The sequence below is a fragment of the Maritalea mobilis genome (genome assembly GCF_019800885.1).
In the GTDB taxonomy this organism is placed as follows: Bacteria; Pseudomonadota; Alphaproteobacteria; order Rhodobacterales; family Rhodobacteraceae; genus Roseibacterium; species Roseibacterium beibuensis.
Window position 1 is genome coordinate 79,165 of record NZ_JAHVKE010000005.1, and the last position, 16,033, is coordinate 95,197.

The 16,033-nt window shown below is 64.5% G+C and carries 18 protein-coding genes; 9 read left to right on the forward strand and 9 right to left on the reverse strand.

What is annotated here, in order from left to right; genetic code table 11:
• Positions 1-77: 77 nt before the first annotated feature.
• The gene (locus KUV65_RS16305) at positions 78-1,262 is read right to left on the reverse strand and encodes a cupin domain-containing protein (protein WP_222191794.1); all 1,185 of its coding nucleotides are present in this window, start codon (positions 1,260-1,262) and stop codon (positions 78-80) included.
• 168 nt (positions 1,263-1,430) lie between these two features.
• Between KUV65_RS16305 and KUV65_RS16310 the strand changes: the two genes are divergently transcribed.
• Positions 1,431-1,736: a twin-arginine translocation signal domain-containing protein gene (locus KUV65_RS16310; protein WP_222191795.1), complete on the forward strand. Its 306-nt coding sequence runs from the start codon at positions 1,431-1,433 to the stop codon at positions 1,734-1,736.
• 74 nt (positions 1,737-1,810) lie between these two features.
• On the opposite strand, the gene KUV65_RS16315 is transcribed toward KUV65_RS16310, so the two are convergent.
• Together KUV65_RS16315 and KUV65_RS16320 are read right to left on the reverse strand one after the other, a co-directional pair.
• Entirely contained in the window at positions 1,811-2,512 is a 702-nt protein-coding gene (locus KUV65_RS16315; RefSeq protein WP_222191796.1) for a winged helix-turn-helix domain-containing protein, read from the reverse strand.
• A complete protein-coding gene (locus KUV65_RS16320; RefSeq protein ID WP_222191797.1) occupies positions 2,484-2,777 on the reverse strand; it encodes a hypothetical protein in 294 nt (97 codons plus the stop codon). Before KUV65_RS16320 ends, KUV65_RS16315 begins: the two co-directional genes overlap by 29 nt.
• Positions 2,778-3,051: 274 nt before the next feature.
• On the opposite strand from KUV65_RS16320, the gene KUV65_RS16325 reads away from it, so the two are divergent.
• The 4 genes from KUV65_RS16325 (at position 3,052) to KUV65_RS16340 (ending at position 6,217) form a co-directional block, all read left to right on the forward strand.
• Positions 3,052-3,534 (forward strand): hypothetical protein, encoded by a 483-nt coding sequence (locus tag KUV65_RS16325; RefSeq protein WP_222191798.1) that lies wholly within the window; start codon positions 3,052-3,054, stop codon positions 3,532-3,534.
• Between the two features lie 95 nt (positions 3,535-3,629).
• Positions 3,630-4,235 carry a ribonuclease HII gene (locus tag KUV65_RS16330; protein ID WP_222191799.1) on the forward strand — a complete coding sequence of 202 codons (606 nt, stop codon included), beginning with the start codon at positions 3,630-3,632 and terminating at the stop codon, positions 4,233-4,235.
• 112 nt (positions 4,236-4,347) lie between these two features.
• Complete coding sequence (locus tag KUV65_RS16335; protein ID WP_222191800.1) at positions 4,348-5,448, forward strand: site-specific DNA-methyltransferase; 1,101 nt, start codon at positions 4,348-4,350, stop codon at positions 5,446-5,448.
• Positions 5,449-5,581: 133 nt separating this feature from the next.
• Positions 5,582-6,217: an NAD(P)-dependent oxidoreductase gene (locus KUV65_RS16340; protein WP_222191801.1), complete on the forward strand. Its 636-nt coding sequence runs from the start codon at positions 5,582-5,584 to the stop codon at positions 6,215-6,217.
• On the opposite strand, the gene KUV65_RS16345 is transcribed toward KUV65_RS16340, so the two are convergent.
• Positions 6,214-8,100, reverse strand: coding sequence for an FAD-binding monooxygenase (locus KUV65_RS16345; protein WP_222191802.1), 1,887 nt, complete (start codon positions 8,098-8,100; stop codon positions 6,214-6,216). The two genes, KUV65_RS16340 and KUV65_RS16345, sit on opposite strands and share 4 nt — an antisense overlap.
• A 134-nt stretch (positions 8,101-8,234) precedes the next feature.
• On the opposite strand from KUV65_RS16345, the gene KUV65_RS16350 reads away from it, so the two are divergent.
• Positions 8,235-8,672 carry a MarR family winged helix-turn-helix transcriptional regulator gene (locus KUV65_RS16350; protein ID WP_222191803.1) on the forward strand — a complete coding sequence of 146 codons (438 nt, stop codon included), beginning with the start codon at positions 8,235-8,237 and terminating at the stop codon, positions 8,670-8,672.
• Positions 8,673-8,676: 4 nt separating this feature from the next.
• On the opposite strand, the gene KUV65_RS16355 is transcribed toward KUV65_RS16350, so the two are convergent.
• Entirely contained in the window at positions 8,677-9,819 is a 1,143-nt protein-coding gene (locus KUV65_RS16355) for an alkane 1-monooxygenase (protein WP_222191804.1), read from the reverse strand.
• Positions 9,820-9,875: 56 nt separating this feature from the next.
• A complete protein-coding gene (mutY, locus tag KUV65_RS16360) occupies positions 9,876-10,949 on the reverse strand; it encodes an A/G-specific adenine glycosylase (RefSeq protein ID WP_222191805.1) in 1,074 nt (357 codons plus the stop codon).
• Between the two features lie 83 nt (positions 10,950-11,032).
• On the opposite strand from mutY, the gene KUV65_RS16365 reads away from it, so the two are divergent.
• Genes KUV65_RS16365 through KUV65_RS16375 form a run of 3 tightly spaced genes read left to right on the forward strand, consistent with a single transcriptional unit; the run spans position 11,033 to position 13,396 of the window.
• Entirely contained in the window at positions 11,033-11,560 is a 528-nt protein-coding gene (locus KUV65_RS16365; protein WP_222191806.1) for a DUF721 domain-containing protein, read from the forward strand.
• 10 nt (positions 11,561-11,570) lie between these two features.
• Complete coding sequence (locus KUV65_RS16370; protein WP_222191807.1) at positions 11,571-12,269, forward strand: DsbA family protein; 699 nt, start codon at positions 11,571-11,573, stop codon at positions 12,267-12,269.
• Positions 12,266-13,396: a CaiB/BaiF CoA transferase family protein gene (locus tag KUV65_RS16375; RefSeq protein ID WP_222191808.1), complete on the forward strand. Its 1,131-nt coding sequence runs from the start codon at positions 12,266-12,268 to the stop codon at positions 13,394-13,396. The genes KUV65_RS16370 and KUV65_RS16375 overlap by 4 nt, the downstream gene beginning before the upstream one ends.
• A 17-nt stretch (positions 13,397-13,413) precedes the next feature.
• On the opposite strand, the gene lpxK is transcribed toward KUV65_RS16375, so the two are convergent.
• Genes lpxK through KUV65_RS16390 form a run of 3 tightly spaced genes read right to left on the reverse strand, consistent with a single transcriptional unit; the run spans position 13,414 to position 15,952 of the window.
• A complete protein-coding gene (gene lpxK, locus KUV65_RS16380; protein ID WP_222191809.1) occupies positions 13,414-14,400 on the reverse strand; it encodes a tetraacyldisaccharide 4'-kinase in 987 nt (328 codons plus the stop codon).
• Positions 14,400-15,698, reverse strand: coding sequence for a 3-deoxy-D-manno-octulosonic acid transferase (locus KUV65_RS16385; RefSeq protein WP_222191810.1), 1,299 nt, complete (start codon positions 15,696-15,698; stop codon positions 14,400-14,402). Before KUV65_RS16385 ends, lpxK begins: the two co-directional genes overlap by 1 nt.
• Positions 15,699-15,706: 8 nt before the next feature.
• Positions 15,707-15,952 carry a DUF4170 domain-containing protein gene (locus KUV65_RS16390; RefSeq protein ID WP_222191811.1) on the reverse strand — a complete coding sequence of 82 codons (246 nt, stop codon included), beginning with the start codon at positions 15,950-15,952 and terminating at the stop codon, positions 15,707-15,709.
• Positions 15,953-16,033: the final 81 nt, after the last annotated feature.

The window sequence follows — 16,033 nt, forward strand, 5'->3', positions numbered from 1 at the left end:
AACTCCGGGGGAGCGCGAGGGGGCAGCGCCCCCTCGCATCGGTCGACGCGCGAAGCGCGGCGAAACCCGTGTCCGGGTTAGTGCACCACCATCAGGCCTTCGCGGACCAGTCGCTTTACCAGAACCACCTTGCCGGCATCGTCGAGTTCCCCGGGCATGTCGGCGATGCGGAACGCGGGCGTGGTGATCGCGTATTCCAGCGCCTCGCGGGCGAAATCGGGCATGATGACCTCGGTGCCCTGCGCCACGAGGCGCACCTGTCCGTCCTCTTCCAGATGCGCGAGGTCGTAGATCACATGCGGCCGCGCGCCGACCTGGGCCTCCGCCGTCAGGCCGTCCAGCTTGGCCAGTTGCGCCATCTGCCCCTCGACCCGCGGCATGCGGTTCATCAGGAACTCCATCTTGAAGCTGGCCAGCAGCTTTGCCAGCGGCGCCTCTCCCAGACGCTTGACCAGCGCATCGAACGTGCCGGCATGGGCGCTTGCGTCGAAGCCTGCACTGGCAAAGCCCGGGGGCAGGGCCCGGCGAAACGCTGCATCGTCATGCGCCATGACCTGCACCGCCTCGACCATCAGGTCGGCCCAGGTATGCAGCATCAGGCCAGTGGTGATGTGCAGCGACGGTTCACCGGTCGCCACCGCGTCATGGGCCAGCCCGCGCGGCACATAAAGCATGTCGCCCGGATGCAAAAGAAAGCGGTCGGTCTCTTCCCCGATCTCCACGTCATGCGGATTGAAGGCCTGGCTGTTCAGCGGCAGCTCTACCGGAGTGTCGTAGATCCGCCACTCTTTCGTGCCTGACAGTTGCAGAACGACCACATCGTGATTGTCGTAATGCGCCTTGAACCCCTGGGTCTGGGCCTGCGTCATGTAGATATTCGTCTGGACACGACAGGACATGACCTGCTCCAGCGCGCGGCAGTAACGCGCCAGTTTCGGCAGGCGGTCGTGCAGGCCCGACAGGATCACGGTCGCCCCGTCATCGAAGAGCTGGTTCACCCGAACCGGATCGACAAGGCCGGATTCGTAGACGAAATCCTCGGGCGTGATGCTGCCGCCGGCCTTTGTAACGTTGATCTCGGGGTGGTGCAGACCCATCGTCGTGATGACCCGATCGATGTCTTCGTAGGTCAGCAGATCGCCGTAATACTCGGGGTCGTTGCGACGTACGACCATCGGCTTCTTTTCGAAATACTCGCCGAAGAAGGTTTCCGGTGTTTCCGGGGCGATCGTCCAATCGAAGCTGTAATCGTTTTGGGTCATGTGTGTTCCGTGACGTATGGTTATTGTTGGCACAAGTCAGACCACGCCGGCGGCATCGGATCAACGTCCATTCCCCTTGCGTAAGGCTTTCGTTGACGCGGCTGGAATGGGCCGCCTATGGTCGCGCCATTGATACAGCCAGACAGCGCGCACAGGAGTTTCCGCACCATGTCCAGCGACGAAGAAAAAAAGAAAACCCTCACCGACGACCAGATCACCACCGATCACAAGCCTCAGGCGACCGGTCGCCGTGGCTTTCTCGGCCTGATGGCTGCGGGTGGGGCCGCCGGTGTGACCGCATCGCTGGCGCCGACGCCCGCCGAGGCGCAAGGCACCGATGCCGACAACGGCAACTGGACCGACCGCGCCGGCTGCGGCCGCGGCTACGGCGGCGCCTATAGTGGCTATACCGATGCCGACAACGGCAACATCACCGATCGCGCTGGTTACGGTCGCGGCGCGCCCTACTGCTGATCTTTTTCGATAGCTGAGAATACGAAACGCGGCGCCGGGCGCCGCGTTTTCATGTCTGGCGAGATGCACCGGCCTCACATCATGCGTATGACGTCCTTGTCGATCGCCAGGACGTAGCCCTTTCTGGCGATGTTCTTGACCAGAAGCTCGCTGACGATCTGGTTGCCGAGCGTGTCACGCAGCCGCTTGATCCGCGTCGCCCCCGCCGCCTCGTCGACGTCCGACTCCCGCTTGCCGGACACCATCGCCTCGATCTGGGCGCCGGTCAGCACATCGTCATCCAGCCGCGCCTCGGCCAACACGCTCAACGTCTCCATCGCGGCCTGGGTCAGCTTGAATTCCAGGTTGTTGATCAGCACCACGCCTTCTTCCCGGCTTAGAATCAGGGAGGAGACCTGTATCCCCTGCCGCTCGATCTCGCCCATGCGGCGGTTGAGCGTGATGATCGTGATCAGGAACACAAGGCACGCAACCAGCAGGGCGGTGGCGAAGACGATCAGCACGAAGATTACCGCCCGGTAGCTGCCCAGAACCTTGGAAAAGGTCGTCCCGGTCAGCGCAAGTATTTCCAGCACGCGCGTGGCATCGGGGTCGCGCACGTCGCTTGCCACGAAAATTTCCTGCACGGCGGTGTTGAACGCGTCCGCATCGGGCAGGTTCACGAAGAGGAGCACGGCCGAGGTCACGAGAATCGCGATCACGGCCAGAATGCCCAGTTGCACCACGCGGGTGGTGGCGATCCGCGTCTCAGTAACGGAGGAAGAATTCTCCGGCATCGGCCCTCCTCGAGGCGAGCCCCGAGTCGTCGAAGACCGAGATCACCTGCATCAATGTCCAACCTCCCGATGCGATGCGGCTGGAAATCACGGGCGCGGCGGCGGCGACCGAACAGGCGCTATCGGGCAATTCGATCACACCGTAATGCAGTCTGAGCGGGTTATCCATATTCGCGCGATAGTCGGCGAAACAGCCCGCATGCAGCGGGGCTGCGAGGACCGCGAGCATCGCGGCCACGAGGGGGAGTTTCACAAGTCGTTTCATGTCTTTGTCTCTGGCTCGATATGGTTCTTTGCGTTCAAGTGCATCCGGACTCGCGTCTGCGCAGGTCCTTGCATCGGCAGCTCGGCCTGACAGATGCGCCCTGTGTCCCGTGTCATGCAATGACATCGCGGTTTTCGCGCGGCGTTATCCGATAACCAACCCGCGATATTGCTTGGCGATCACCAATGAAGGGACGCTTGCGTCATGGCCCCGAGCCGTGCCGCACCTGTCGCACGCATCCGGGGCGCTCAACGACCGTCAGGAGACCCAAGTGATGACCCCATCAATTTCCCGAATCCTGCCTGCGGCCGGTCTGTCATTGGCCTTGTTCTTCGGAGCGCTTGGTGCGTCGAGTTCACCTGCACGCGCAGATGCCGATGATGCTGCTGCCCTCATCGGCGGGTTGATCGCGCTCTACGCGCTTGGCCAGGCCCTCGATAATGACCACCGAGGTCAGGCGATCCCGGTGGACCGCATCTACAACTGGCCGCCGGGCGCGCCGCCGCGCAATGTCCAGCCCCCGCGCCGCCACGTTCTTGTGGCGCCCACCCGCTGTTTCATCCAGGGCCACGACCGCAACGGCGTGTACCGTGGCTATGTCCGTCGCTGCATGTTGAACAATGTGCGGCATCCCAACCTTCTGCCTGCTCATTGCCTGCGCGAGGTGCGGACGGACCGCGGCCGTCGCATGATCTATGGTGGCCGGTGCCTTGCCCAGAACGGCTGGGTCCGCGAGGCTGATCTGCGCCGCCACTGAGTATAGGGATCATCGAGCAGTCCGATCCTGGGCGGTGCGCTGAAAACGTGCCGCGCTTCCTTGTGCCGCGCGGGCCTGCATGGGATGACATCGCCATGAGTGAATTGCCTGATTTCAGCCGGGAGGCCGCCTTGGGTGGCCGCGTCGCCGGCGTGGACGAGGTCGGTCGCGGCCCGCTTGCCGGCCCGGTGACCGCTGCCGCCGTGGTTCTGGACCCCACCCACCTGCCGCCGGGCCTGAACGATTCCAAGAAACTGACCGCTGCGCGCCGTGCCGCTCTGGTCGAGGCGATTGAAACCCATGCCGAGGTCAGCCTCGGATGGGCCTCGGTCGAGGAAATCGACGCTATCAACATTCGGAATGCCGCCCTGCTCGCCATGCGCCGCGCGGTCGAGGGCCTGCCCAGCCCACCGACCCACGCGCTGATCGACGGAAATGCCATTCCCGATGGTTTGCCTTGCGCGGCCACCGCCGTGATCAAGGGCGATGCCCTGTCCCTGTCGATTTCCGCTTCCTCGATCATCGCCAAGATGGCCCGCGACGCGGTCATGACGCGCTTGGCCGAGGAATTTCCCGGCTACGGCTGGGAGAAGAACGCAGGTTATCCGACAAAACTGCATCTTCAGGGACTCCAAGATCTTGGGGTCACCCCGCATCATAGACGTTCCTTCCGACCGGTGCACAACATCTTGTGTGCCTAAATTTCGCTCAAGTCTCTGATTCAAAAAAATAAATTGACGGCGAATCGCGTTTCGGCGACTCTCTGCCCATACGAACGAAACGCCCGTCAGAGGCGTCGGAACGAGGCAGACGATGACCACGAAAACCAAGACACCGGCAGCCACGCTGCCGCTCAACACCATTTTGTCCGGCGATTGCATAGAGGCGATGCGCGCGCTCCCTGACGCGAGCGTGGACCTGATCTTTGCCGATCCGCCCTATAACCTGCAACTCAAGGGCACGCTGCACCGCCCGAACAATACCCAGGTCGATGCTTGCGACGACCACTGGGACCAGTTCGACAGTTTCCGCGCCTATGACGAGTTCACCAAGGCGTGGCTGGCCGAGGCCCGCCGCCTGCTGAAACCGAACGGTGCGCTGTGGGTCATTGGCAGCTACCACAACATCTTCCGCGTGGGCGCCGAGTTGCAGAACCAGGGCTTCTGGATCCTCAACGACGTGGTCTGGCGCAAATCGAACCCGATGCCGAATTTCCGCGGCAAGCGCCTGACCAATGCCCATGAGACGATGATCTGGGCCAGCCGTGACGAGGGCGCGAAATACACCTTCAACTACGAGGCCCTGAAGGAGCTGAACGAAGGCGTGCAGATGCGCTCGGACTGGGTGATCCCGATCTGCAATGGCGGCGAGCGGCTCAAGGACGACAAGGGCGACAAGGCCCACCCGACGCAAAAGCCCGAGGCGCTGCTGCATCGTATCCTGGTTGGGTGCACGAAGCCGGGCGACGTCGTGCTTGACCCGTTCTTCGGTACCGGCACCACCGGGGCCGTGGCCAAGATGCTGGGCCGCGACTGGATCGGGATCGAGCGCGAAGAGGCGTATCGCAAGGTCGCCGAAAAGCGCTTGTCCAAGATCCGCCGCTTCGACAAGACCGCGCTGGAGGTCACGCAGTCCAAGCGCGCCGAGCCGCGCGTGCCCTTCGGCCAGCTGGTCGAGCGCGGCATGCTGCGCCCCGGTGAAATGCTGGTCAGCCCCCGGGGGCATATGGCCAAGGTCCGCGCCGATGGCACGCTGATCGCCGATGATGTGAGGGGCTCGATCCACAAGGTCGGCGCCACGCTGGAAGGGGCGCCGTCCTGCAACGGCTGGACCTACTGGCATTTCCGTCGCGATGGAAAGACCGTCTCCATCGACGTGCTGCGCCAGCAGATCCGCGCCGAGATGGGCCGCTGATCAAGGGATAACACCGCCTGCCGGCTGATACCTCGCCGGCGGACACTTCGCCCCGCCACCCATTCGGTTGGCGGGGTCTTTTCGTTGCGATGTCACACAACGCGCTTATCTGAGTGGTGCAGGAGGTATCGTCATGCGTATTACGGTGATCGGAGCGACCCGCGGCATCGGCCGCAAGGTGATGGAAGAAGCGCTGTCGCGCGGGCACCAGGTGCGCGCCGTTGCGCGCAGCGCCGACAAGATCGAGATCGAGGACGAAAACCTCGAAAAACTGGTCGGCGATGCCACCAGCCCCGAGGATATGGCCCGCGCGGTCGAGGGCGCGGATGCCGTCATCCTTGCCATCGGGGTGCCGCATAGCATCAAGGCGCTGATGCCCACGACGCTGTTTTCCGATGCGACCCGCGCCATCCTTCCGGCGATGGAGGGGGCGGGCGTCAAGCGCCTGCTGACGGTGACGGGGTTCGGGGCCGGGGATAGCTACGCGAAACTCTCCTGGCCCGAAAAGGCGACCTTCAAGGCGATCCTGGGCCGCGCCTATGCCGACAAGGCCGTGCAGGAAGACCTGATCAAGGCGTCCACGCTCGACTGGACCATCGCGCGCCCCGGCATACTGACCGACAACAAGGGCACTGGCCGCTACCAAGTGCTGGTCGAGCCCGAGACATGGCGGCAGGGTGTGATCGCCCGTGCCGACGTGGCCCATTACCTTGTCGGCGCGGCCGAGAACGGGACCGAGATCCACAAGACCCCGGCCATCCAGCGTTAGGCCGTCGCGGGGCGCATGAACCCGTCGAAAAAGCTCTGCAAGGCGGCGTGTTCGTCCAGCGGCAGGACATGGCCGACATATTGGTCGGGCCGCACGATCACCAGCGCGCCCTGCTGACGGTCGATGCCCCGCAGGTCGAAGATATCCGGCCCGTCCTTCAGGTCGGGGCAGAAAACCTTCTCGTAGTCGCACAGCCCGAACCGTCCTTTGGCCGGGCGCAGCAACTCGGGCATCGCGCCGAAGTCCAGATCGCGGAACCCGTGCTGAAACAGCGCGCGCAGGTCGAACACGGCATCCAAATCCGCGCCCTCGGGCGTGTAGCGCAGGAGCGGGGAGGCTGGGTCATCCGTCAGCCGTGCGCAAAGGGCGGCAATAGCCGATCCCTCGTCCCCCCGGTCGCCTTTGGGCGCAAAGGCGAACAGCCGCCAGCGTCCATCGGCCTGCACCACATGGCCCAGGTGCATCGGCTTGCCATCGGCCAGCCGGATCACCGGCGCAGAGTGAAACCGCGTCCCGATCTCGAACCCCTCGGCCAGCCCCTGCCATGTATCCGCGCCGGTCAGGATGGACGGTGCGTATTTCACCGCGACCCCGGCCGTATACCGCCCCTGCTTGACGAAGGCGCGCTGGAAGTGGGGCGTGTCCCCGTCCTCCTCCCGCCGTTCGCTGATGATCCGCGCCCATTCCCGGTCGAAATCGATCAGGTCCTGCGCCACGCCCTGCCGTTCCTCGGAATAGCTGTGCAGCAGTTCCGGCTTGCACTGCCCGCGCAGCACAGCGGCCAGTTTCCAGCCGAGGTTGAACGTATCGCCCATCGACACGTTCATGCCTTGCCCCGCCTTGGGGCTGTGGGTGTGGCAGGCATCGCCCGCGATGAAGACGGTCGGCAGGCGGGCGGCGACCTCCTCCTCCGGGACATCGTCGAACTTGTCGGTCAGGCGCTGGCCGATCTGGTAGACGGACCACCAGACCACGTCTTTCACCTCGAGGGTGTAGGGATGAAAGATGCGCTTGGCGCTTTCGATCAGTTTCTCGATGGTGATGTTGCGGTCCGCGACGCGTTCACCCGGCTTGAGCTTTTCCTGCTCGATATAAAGCCGCACGAGGTAGCCGCCCTCGCGCGGGATGATAAGCACCGTGCCTTCGCTGTCGGACTGGATCAGGCTTTTCATCCGGATATCGGGGAAATCGGTCACCACCAGCACGTCCATCACGCCCCAGGCCTGGTTGGCCGAGTCGCCCTGAAGCTGTCGTCCGATCGCTTGCCGCACGCCGCTGCGCGCCCCGTCACACCCGACGACGTAGCGGGCGCGGACGGTTTCGCGGTCGCCGGTTGCCTCGTCTTCCAGCGTGGCGGTCGCGGGGTAGTCTTCAGCCGTTGGGTCGACCGTCAGATCAACCAGGTGCAACCCGTAATCCGGCGCCATCCTTGTGGGCGCGTTGCGCATCAGTTCGAGATACATGTCATGCACGCGCCCCTGGTTCAGGATGACATGGGGCATTTCGGAAAGGCCGTCTTCGACATCCTGCACCCGCCCTGCACGGACAATCTGGCTCGGGTCGCTGGCATCGGGTTTCCAGAAGGTCGTCTCGTTCACCCAATAGGCTTCACGCTTGACCCGATGGGCGAACCCGAACGCCTCGAACATCTCCATCGAGCGGCAGGAGACGCCGTCGGCCTGCCCCTTTTCCATCGGTCCCGATTTGCGCTCGACCAAACGCGTGGTGATCTCGGGGTATTGCGCCAGTTGCGCGGCGAGGGTCAGGCCAGCGGGGCCGCTGCCGACGATCAGCACGTCAACTTCGTCTGATTTGACCGAGCGGCCGGCTTCCTCCGCGATCTCCGGGTTGCCGGGCCGAAATCCGTTCAGGTGAAATTGCATGCTGTCCTCCCGTCCTGCGTCAAGGGATAAAGTATGTATACTTACTATCTGCGTCAATCAAAAAGATATGTATACTTACAATGGGCTTCGTGGCGCGCTAGACTGCGCATACCCTCACCTGCGGGAGCAAGCGCATGAAGCTTTATGGAATGCCCGGCCACCTGATCCGGCGGCTGCACCAACGCTCCACCCATATTTTCCAGGAGCGCGCGAAAGAGGTGGGTGTCGACCTGACCTCGGTTCAGTTTGCGGCGATGGACGCCCTGCGCACACATCCCGGCATCGACCAGGCACGCGTTGCCGCCCTGATCGCCTATGACCGCGCGACCATCGGCGGCGTGATCGAGCGGCTGGAGCGCAAGGGCCTGGTCGAGCGCAGCGTCAGCGAACAGGACCGCCGTGCGCGCGTGGTGCAGTTGACCGAAACGGGCCGAGCGCTCCTTGAGGAATTCACCCCAACCGTAAGCGCCATGCAGGAAGAAATCCTCGCCCATCTCGACGAAAGCGAACGGGCTCAGTTCAACGCCCTGCTGCGAAAGGCCCTCGATCTGGATGCCGAGGCCCCGGACTAGGCGTTCAGGCCGCCCCGCGCGGCGCCGGGTTCAGCCCCTTGTTGTAAGGGTGCCAATCCTCGATATCGGGATAGTATGTCCGCCGCCACGCCTTGACCCGCTTGTTCATGATCCGCTTCCAGAGCGGCGGAACCATGGCCGCCGCTGTCATCAGCGGATAACCAAAGGGCAGTTGTGGCGCCTCGTCCTCGGAATAGTTCTGCAACAGGGGAAAGCGGCGGTCAGGCTTGTAGTGGTGATCGGAATGCCGCTGCAAGTTGATGAACAGCCAGTTCGACGCCTTGTGAGCGGCATTCCAGCTATGGCGCGGCAGGACATGCTCGTATTTGCCATCGCCGAGATAGCGCCGGGTCAGGCCGTAATGCTCGACATAGTTGGTCAATTCCAACTGCCAGACGGCGATGAAAGCCTGGAACAGGAACAGGCCCAGCCCGCCCCATCCGCCAAGCGCGTAGGCAAGCGCCAGGCAGGCCGCTTGCAAGGCCCAGAATTTCCAGAAGGGATTGCTCGGATGATACCAGGGACGCCCCTTGCGTTTCAGCATCGCCGCCTCGGACCGGAAGGCCGAGCCGTAACCCTCGATCAGAACGCGCGGAAAGAAGCGGTGGAACCCCTCGTTATAGCGCGCGGTCACCGCGTCGCGCGGCGTGCCGACATAGCGGTGATGCACCAGCAGGTGTTCCGAGCGGAAATGCGAATACAGCACCGTCGCCAGCAGCAGGTCCGCCAGCCAGCGTTCCGACTTGGTCTTCTGGTGCATCAACTCGTGGCTATAGACGATCCCGATCGTGCCCGAGATGACGCCGACGCCGAAGAACAGCCCGAGTTTCTCGCCGGTGCTTAGATGGTCGGTGTGCTGCGCGTACCAGATCAAGCCGTAGATCACCGCGAATTGCAGCGGGAACCAGATCATCGTGATCAGGCGATACCAGAAGAGCTGATCCTCGGTCGTTTCGAGGTCCGCGTTTTCCAGGTTCAGCCCGGTGATCGCGTCGAGAAGCGTGAACAGCCACCACGTGCTGAGCGGCATCAGGATCAGCCACCAACCGCCCTGTGTCGCCAGGAAGATGATGAGGGGGATCAACAGGATCGACGCCCAGAAGGGCATGGCATTGCGAAAGGATTGCACTTGTTCAGCAGGGATCATGGCCATGGCTTCGTTCACCCAAGTCTGCCAAAGGCTCTGCCCATTCCGATGTCGCGTCAATGCGGCGCCGATGTCGCGGGCATGGCCGCTTTGGCGAGGTCGAAGGCTTTTCGCATGACCGTGGGCAGGCTTGCGGGCCGGAACGTGGTAAGCTCGTGGAAATTGCCCTGTTGCGGCACCGCGTTCAGCGGCGCGCGTGCGACCCGTAGCGACAAGCGCAAGTGGAAGTGGGTGAAAGTGTGCCGCACCTCCAGCCCCGGATCGTGCCACGCGGCATCCAGCGGCGGGGTGGCGGCGGGCTCGCCCTCCACCCAATCGCTGCCGGGCCAGCCCAGCATGCCCCCGAGCAGCCCTTTCTCGGGCCGCGTTTCCAGCAGCCACGCCCCATCCGCGCGCTGGACGAGATAGGCGATGCCGTGCCGCGTGGGCTTGGCCTTTTTCGGCGCCTTGGCCGGCAAACCTGCGGCGATCCCGGCCTTGCGGGCGGCGCAGGCCTCCATGACAGGGCAAATCCCGCAGGCGGGGCTTTTCGGGGTGCAGATCGTCGCGCCCAGGTCCATCAGCGCCTGCGCGTGGCAGCCGGGCCGATCCTCGGGCGTCAGCCGCGCGGCATGGCTTTTCAATTCGGGCTTGGCGGCGGGCAGGGGCGTTTCCACCGCGAAAAGCCGCGCCATCACCCGCTCGATATTGCCGTCCATCACGACCGCCGGCCGGTCAAAGGCGATCGAGGCAATGGCGGCGGCCGTGTAGGGGCCGATCCCCGGCAGGTCGCGCAGCCCGTCTTCGGTTTCGGGAAACCGCCCGTTCATATCCCCGGCCACGACCCGTGCGCATTTCAGAAGGTTGCGCGCCCGCGCGTAGTAGCCAAGGCCTGCCCACTCGCCCATCACGTCGGCATCTTCGGCCGCGGCCAGGTCGCCCACCGTCGGCCAAAGCGTCGTGAAGCGCAGGAAGTAGTCCTTCACGGCGGCCACGGTGGTCTGTTGCAGCATCACCTCGGACAGCCAGACGCCATAGGGATCGGGCAATTCCCCCCGCATCCGGGCCGCCGGACCCACTCGCCACGGCAGGTCGCGCGCATGGGCGTCGTACCAGTCCAGTAACGCGCGTTGTAACTCCTCGTCACGCAAGCTTTATCCCGCCCCTTGTCGGTCTGTTATTGGTTAGCATCCCGATGCGGCATAGATTGCCCGGGAATTCAGGAAGGCAACCCATGGCCCGCAAGGTAGTCACATCGCCCGAACCGCCCACCCGCCGCAAGCGCGGGTTCGAGCGCGCGGGCGCCTTGGTTTCGGGGCACCTCCGTGGCCCGGCCGAAAAGCGCGGCTTCGCCGAGGCGCGTCTCCTGACCCATTGGGCCGAGATCGTGGGCGCCGAGATCGCCGAGATCGCGCTGCCGGTGCGCATCACCTATGGGCGCGGCTTTGGTGGCACACTGGTCCTGTTGACCACCGGCGCCAATGCCCCCGTGCTGGAAATGCGCCGCGAAGAAGTCGTGGAGCGCGTGAACGCCTGCTACGGCTATCGCGCCGTCAGCCGGGTGCAGGTCACGCAAACCGCGCCGACCGGTTTCGCCGAAGGGCAGGTGGCCTTCGCCCCGAGAGCCAGGCCCGTCAAGGCCGCCCCCGATCCCGAGCGTCTGAAACAGGCGACAACGGGGCTGACCCATATCGAAGATGAGGGGCTGCGGAACGCGCTTGCAGCCCTTGCCCGGAACGTTTTAACCAACAAACGAACTTGAGGAGTGTTTCATGACCATCGACCGCAGAACCCTTCTGATCGCCGGCGCAGGCGCGGGTGCATTGGGCCTTGGCGGCTATAGTCTGTTGCAGGGGGGCAAGACACCGTCGCCCCTTTTGCCTGTCGGGATGGCCAATGCCCAGACCGAGGAAGCAGCCGCCGGTGACGCGCCCGAGATTGTGGACATGGTGCTGGGATCGGATGACGCTCCAATCACGATGTACGAATACGCGTCCTTCACCTGCCCGCATTGCGCGACCTTCCACGCCAACGTCAAGCCGCGCCTCGTCGAGGATTACATCGATACCGGCCTCGTGCGGTTCGTTTATCGCGAAGTCTATTTCGACCGTCCGGGCCTCTGGGCCGGCATGGTCGCCCGCTGCGGCGGCGAGATGCGCTATTTCGGGATCGTCGATCTGATCTACGAACGTCAGCGCCAGTGGGTTCAGGGCAGCCCGGCCGAGATCGTCGAAAGCCTGCGCGCCATCGGCCGTACGGCAGGCCTGTCGAATGACGAACTCGACGCCTGCCTGACCGATGCCGACATGGCCCGCGCGATGCTGGCCAATTACGAGGCACAGATGGATGTGCATCCGATCGAGGGCACGCCGTCGGTCGTCCTCAATGACGAGGTCTTGGGCAACATGAGCTACGAAGACCTCGCCGGCCATCTCGACGCCGCCCTCGAAGAGGCGCAGGCCGACGGATGACGGCACCGCTCAAGGGCGTCCGGGTTCTTGAACTCGCCCGCATCCTGGCCGGCCCCTGGGCCGGTCAGACGCTCTCTGATCTGGGTGCCGAGGTCATCAAGGTCGAGGCCCCCCAAGGCGACGATACCCGGCGGTGGGGGCCACCCTTCATCGAGCGGGACGAAGATACCTCCGCCTCCTATTTCCACTCCTGCAACCGCGGCAAGAAATCGATCATCGTCGATTTCCGCACCGAGGACGGACAGGCGCGCATCCGCGACCTCGCCCGTGAGGCGGATGTGGTGATCGAGAATTTCAAGCTGGGCGGGCTGGTGAAATACGGGCTGGACTATGACAGCCTGCGGGCGATCAACCCCGGCCTGATCTATTGCTCCATCACCGGGTTCGGGCAGACGGGGCCTTACGCGCACCGCGCCGGGTATGACTACATCATCCAGGGCATGAGCGGTGTCATGTCCGTGACCGGCGATCCGTCGGGCCAGCCGCAAAAGGTCGGCATCGCGGTGACCGACATCCTGACGGGCCTGTATTCCGTCAATGCCATCCTCGCCGCGCTGCATCTGCGCCGAGAAACCGGCGAGGGGCAGCATATCGACATGGGTCTGCTCGACGTTGCCACCGCCTTCATGGCGAACCAGGCGATGAACTACCTGACCACGGGCACCCCGCCGCAGCGCATCGGCAACGCGCATCAGAACCTGACGCCCTACCAGGTGTTCGATTGCGCCGATGGCTGGATCATCATCGCCACGGGCAATGACGCGCAGTACCAGCGGCTTTGCCATCTGCTCGACCTTGGCGACATGGCCGACGCGCCCGAGTTCCTGACCAATGCCGACCGCATTGCCAATCGCGACGAGATGACCCGGCGGCTGACCGAGGCGACGCTGAAACGTTCCAAGGCCGATTTGCTGGCCGCCTGCGAGGCGCAGGGCGTGCCGGCGGGTCCGATCAACGATCTGGGCGAGGTGTTCGCCGATCCGCAGGTGCAGGCGCGGGGCATGCAGATCGAACTGGATGGCGTGCCGGGCGTGCGCCCGCCTTTCCGGTTTTCGAATGCCGACCTTGCCCTCGACCGCCCCGCGCCGAAATTGGGCGAAGACGACGACATCACCGGCTGGAGTTGAGGTTTCGCGCCTGACTGTCAGGTCGGAAACAGGCGATCTAACTGCGCGTCGATGGGGGCCCAATCCTCCAGCTCCAAGCGCACCGGAACCGTCATCACCTTGGGGCGCAACTCGGGCGGCAGGCGCACCGCGTCTTTCTCTGTGGTCACCACCTGCGCGCCCAGTTGTTTCGCCTCGCGCAGCATCCGGGCCATCAGCGTATCGGTCAGCGGCTGGTGATCGTCCAAGGCATGAACGGCGCGCAGGTCGGCACCGAGGGCCTTGAGCGTTTGAAAGAATTTCTCGGGATGCCCGATCCCGGCAAAGGCCAGCACTGGGATGCCGCTCAGTGGCAGGCCCGTCGGCAGGGGCGCAAGATGCCCCTTGGTGTGGGGCAGCTTGATCTTGTCACCCCACTCCTTCGCGAATTTCTCCTGCGCGGTGTCTGGCCCGATCGACAGAAGCAGGTCGGCGCGTGCGAGGCCTCCCTCCACCGGTTCGCGCAGGGGGCCTGCCGGGATCACCCGCCCGTTGCCGAAGCCCCGATGCGCATCCACCACCACGATCGAGAGGTCGTGGAACAGCGCGGGGTTCTGAAACCCGTCGTCGAGGATGATCGCCTCTGCCCCGGCCTCGACGGCAGCCCTGGCCCCCGCCAAGCGATCCTTGGCCACCCAAGTGGGCAGAAAGGCCGCCAGCAACAGCGCCTCGTCGCCCGTCTGGTCCGCCGTATGGGAGAGTTCCTTGACCTGCACGGGGCCTTCGAGGCTTCCGCCATAGCCGCGCGTGACGGCGTTGGCCTTGATCCCCCGCGCCGACAGGTGCATCGCAAGCGCCATCGCGGTCGGCGTCTTGCCCGTTCCACCCGCGTTGATGTTGCCGACGCAGATCACCGGAACACCAACCTTTTCGCGCGGCCCTTGCGACAGGCGTCGCCGCGTCCCCGCGGCATAGATCGCCCCCAGGGGCCCCAGCAGCGTGGACAGGACACCGGGATCGCGATGCCAGAACAGCGGTGGCCGCATCAGTCCGCGCGCTCCGTCGCCTTGTCCAGATGCTCCAGCACGAGGTCGACGGCCTTGTCGGTGATCTCGGACCCGGCCGAGACGACCTCCCACGCGGCATGGGCCATCGCGGCGGCGCGATCCGGGTTCAACAGGTCGTTCACGGCAATGGCCAGTTTGTCGGGGCCGGAAATCAGCCAGGCGGCCTTTGCCTCGGTCAGGCGTTGGTAGATATCGACGAAATTCGTGACATAGGGCCCATGCAGGATGGCCGAGCCAAGCGCCGCAGGTTCGAATGGGTTGTGCCCGCCCACGGGAGTCATCGACCCGCCGACAAAACTGATCGGGGCGATCCTGTACCACAGGCCCAACTCCCCGATCGTGTCGGCGAGGTACACATTGGCCTCGTCATCGGGCAATTCGTCTGCCGTGCGCCGGTTGAACCGCCAGCCATCCGCCTGGATCATCTGCGCGATCTCGTCACCGCGCTGCGGATGGCGCGGCACGATGATCAGAAGCAGGCGCGGGTTGGCCTTGAGCGCGATGCGATGTGCATCCAGCGCGATCCGCTCTTCGCCGGGATGGGTGGACGCGGCCAGCCAGACGGGGCGCCCGCCGAGATGCTCGGCGATGGCGCGGCGTTCATCCTCGTCGCAGGGCAGGGCGGCAGCCCCTTCCTTCAGGGTGCCCGTCACCTCCATCCGCAAGGGCGGCAGGCCAAGGCGGCGCAGGTACATCTCGGTCAGGTCGTCCTGCACAAGGGCATGGTCGAAGCGGCGCAGCAGGGATTTTGCCATGCCACGCAGGAACCGCCACTTGTCATGGCTGGCCTTCGACATGCGCGCGTTGATCATCAGCATCGGAATGCCGCGCGCATGCGTTTCGCAGATCAGGGTGGGCCAAAGCTCCGACTCGGTCCACACGGCGACATCGGGACGCCAGTGGTCAAGGAACCCGGTCACGAAGCGGCGCGCGTCGAGGGGAATATACTGGTGGATTGCCCGCTCGGGCAGGCGTTCGGCCATCACGCCGGCCGAGGTCACCGTGCCGGTCGTGACGAGGACCGAAAGATCCTCGCGTTCCTCCAGCAGGCGGCGGATCAGTTCCAGGATGGCCAGCGACTCGCCCACCGAGGCGGCGTGAAACCACACCAGCTTTCCCTCTGGGCGCGGCTCACGCGGTTCCCCCCGGCGTTCGTAGAGGCGGTCACGATCCTCTTTCCCGGCCTCCAGCCGCTCGCGCAGTTTGCGCTCGGCGAAGGGGGCCGCGCCGCGGCCTGACCATGCCAGATAGAGGGCAAGTGCCGGTGAGACCCCCATGCGCGCGCTCAGCCACCCAGTTCCTCGGTCGGGGACACTTCGATTTCCTCGTCCCGCAGCCGGTGAATATGGGCGATGAAATAGCGCATATGCGCGTTGTCGACGGTGCGCTGCGCCTCGGCCTTCCAGGCGTCATAGGCGCTGGCATAGTCGGGATACATTCCGACGATATGGATATCATCGGTATTCACGAATTCCGTCCGTTGCGGATCGACGAGTTCGCCGCCGAAAACGAGATGAAGACGTTGGGGCATTGAGAACCTCGGGTCTGGGTCGGGATTTGGCCTGCACCCTACGCGCAGACCGGTGAGCGTCAAGCGCGACGCGGCTGCTCA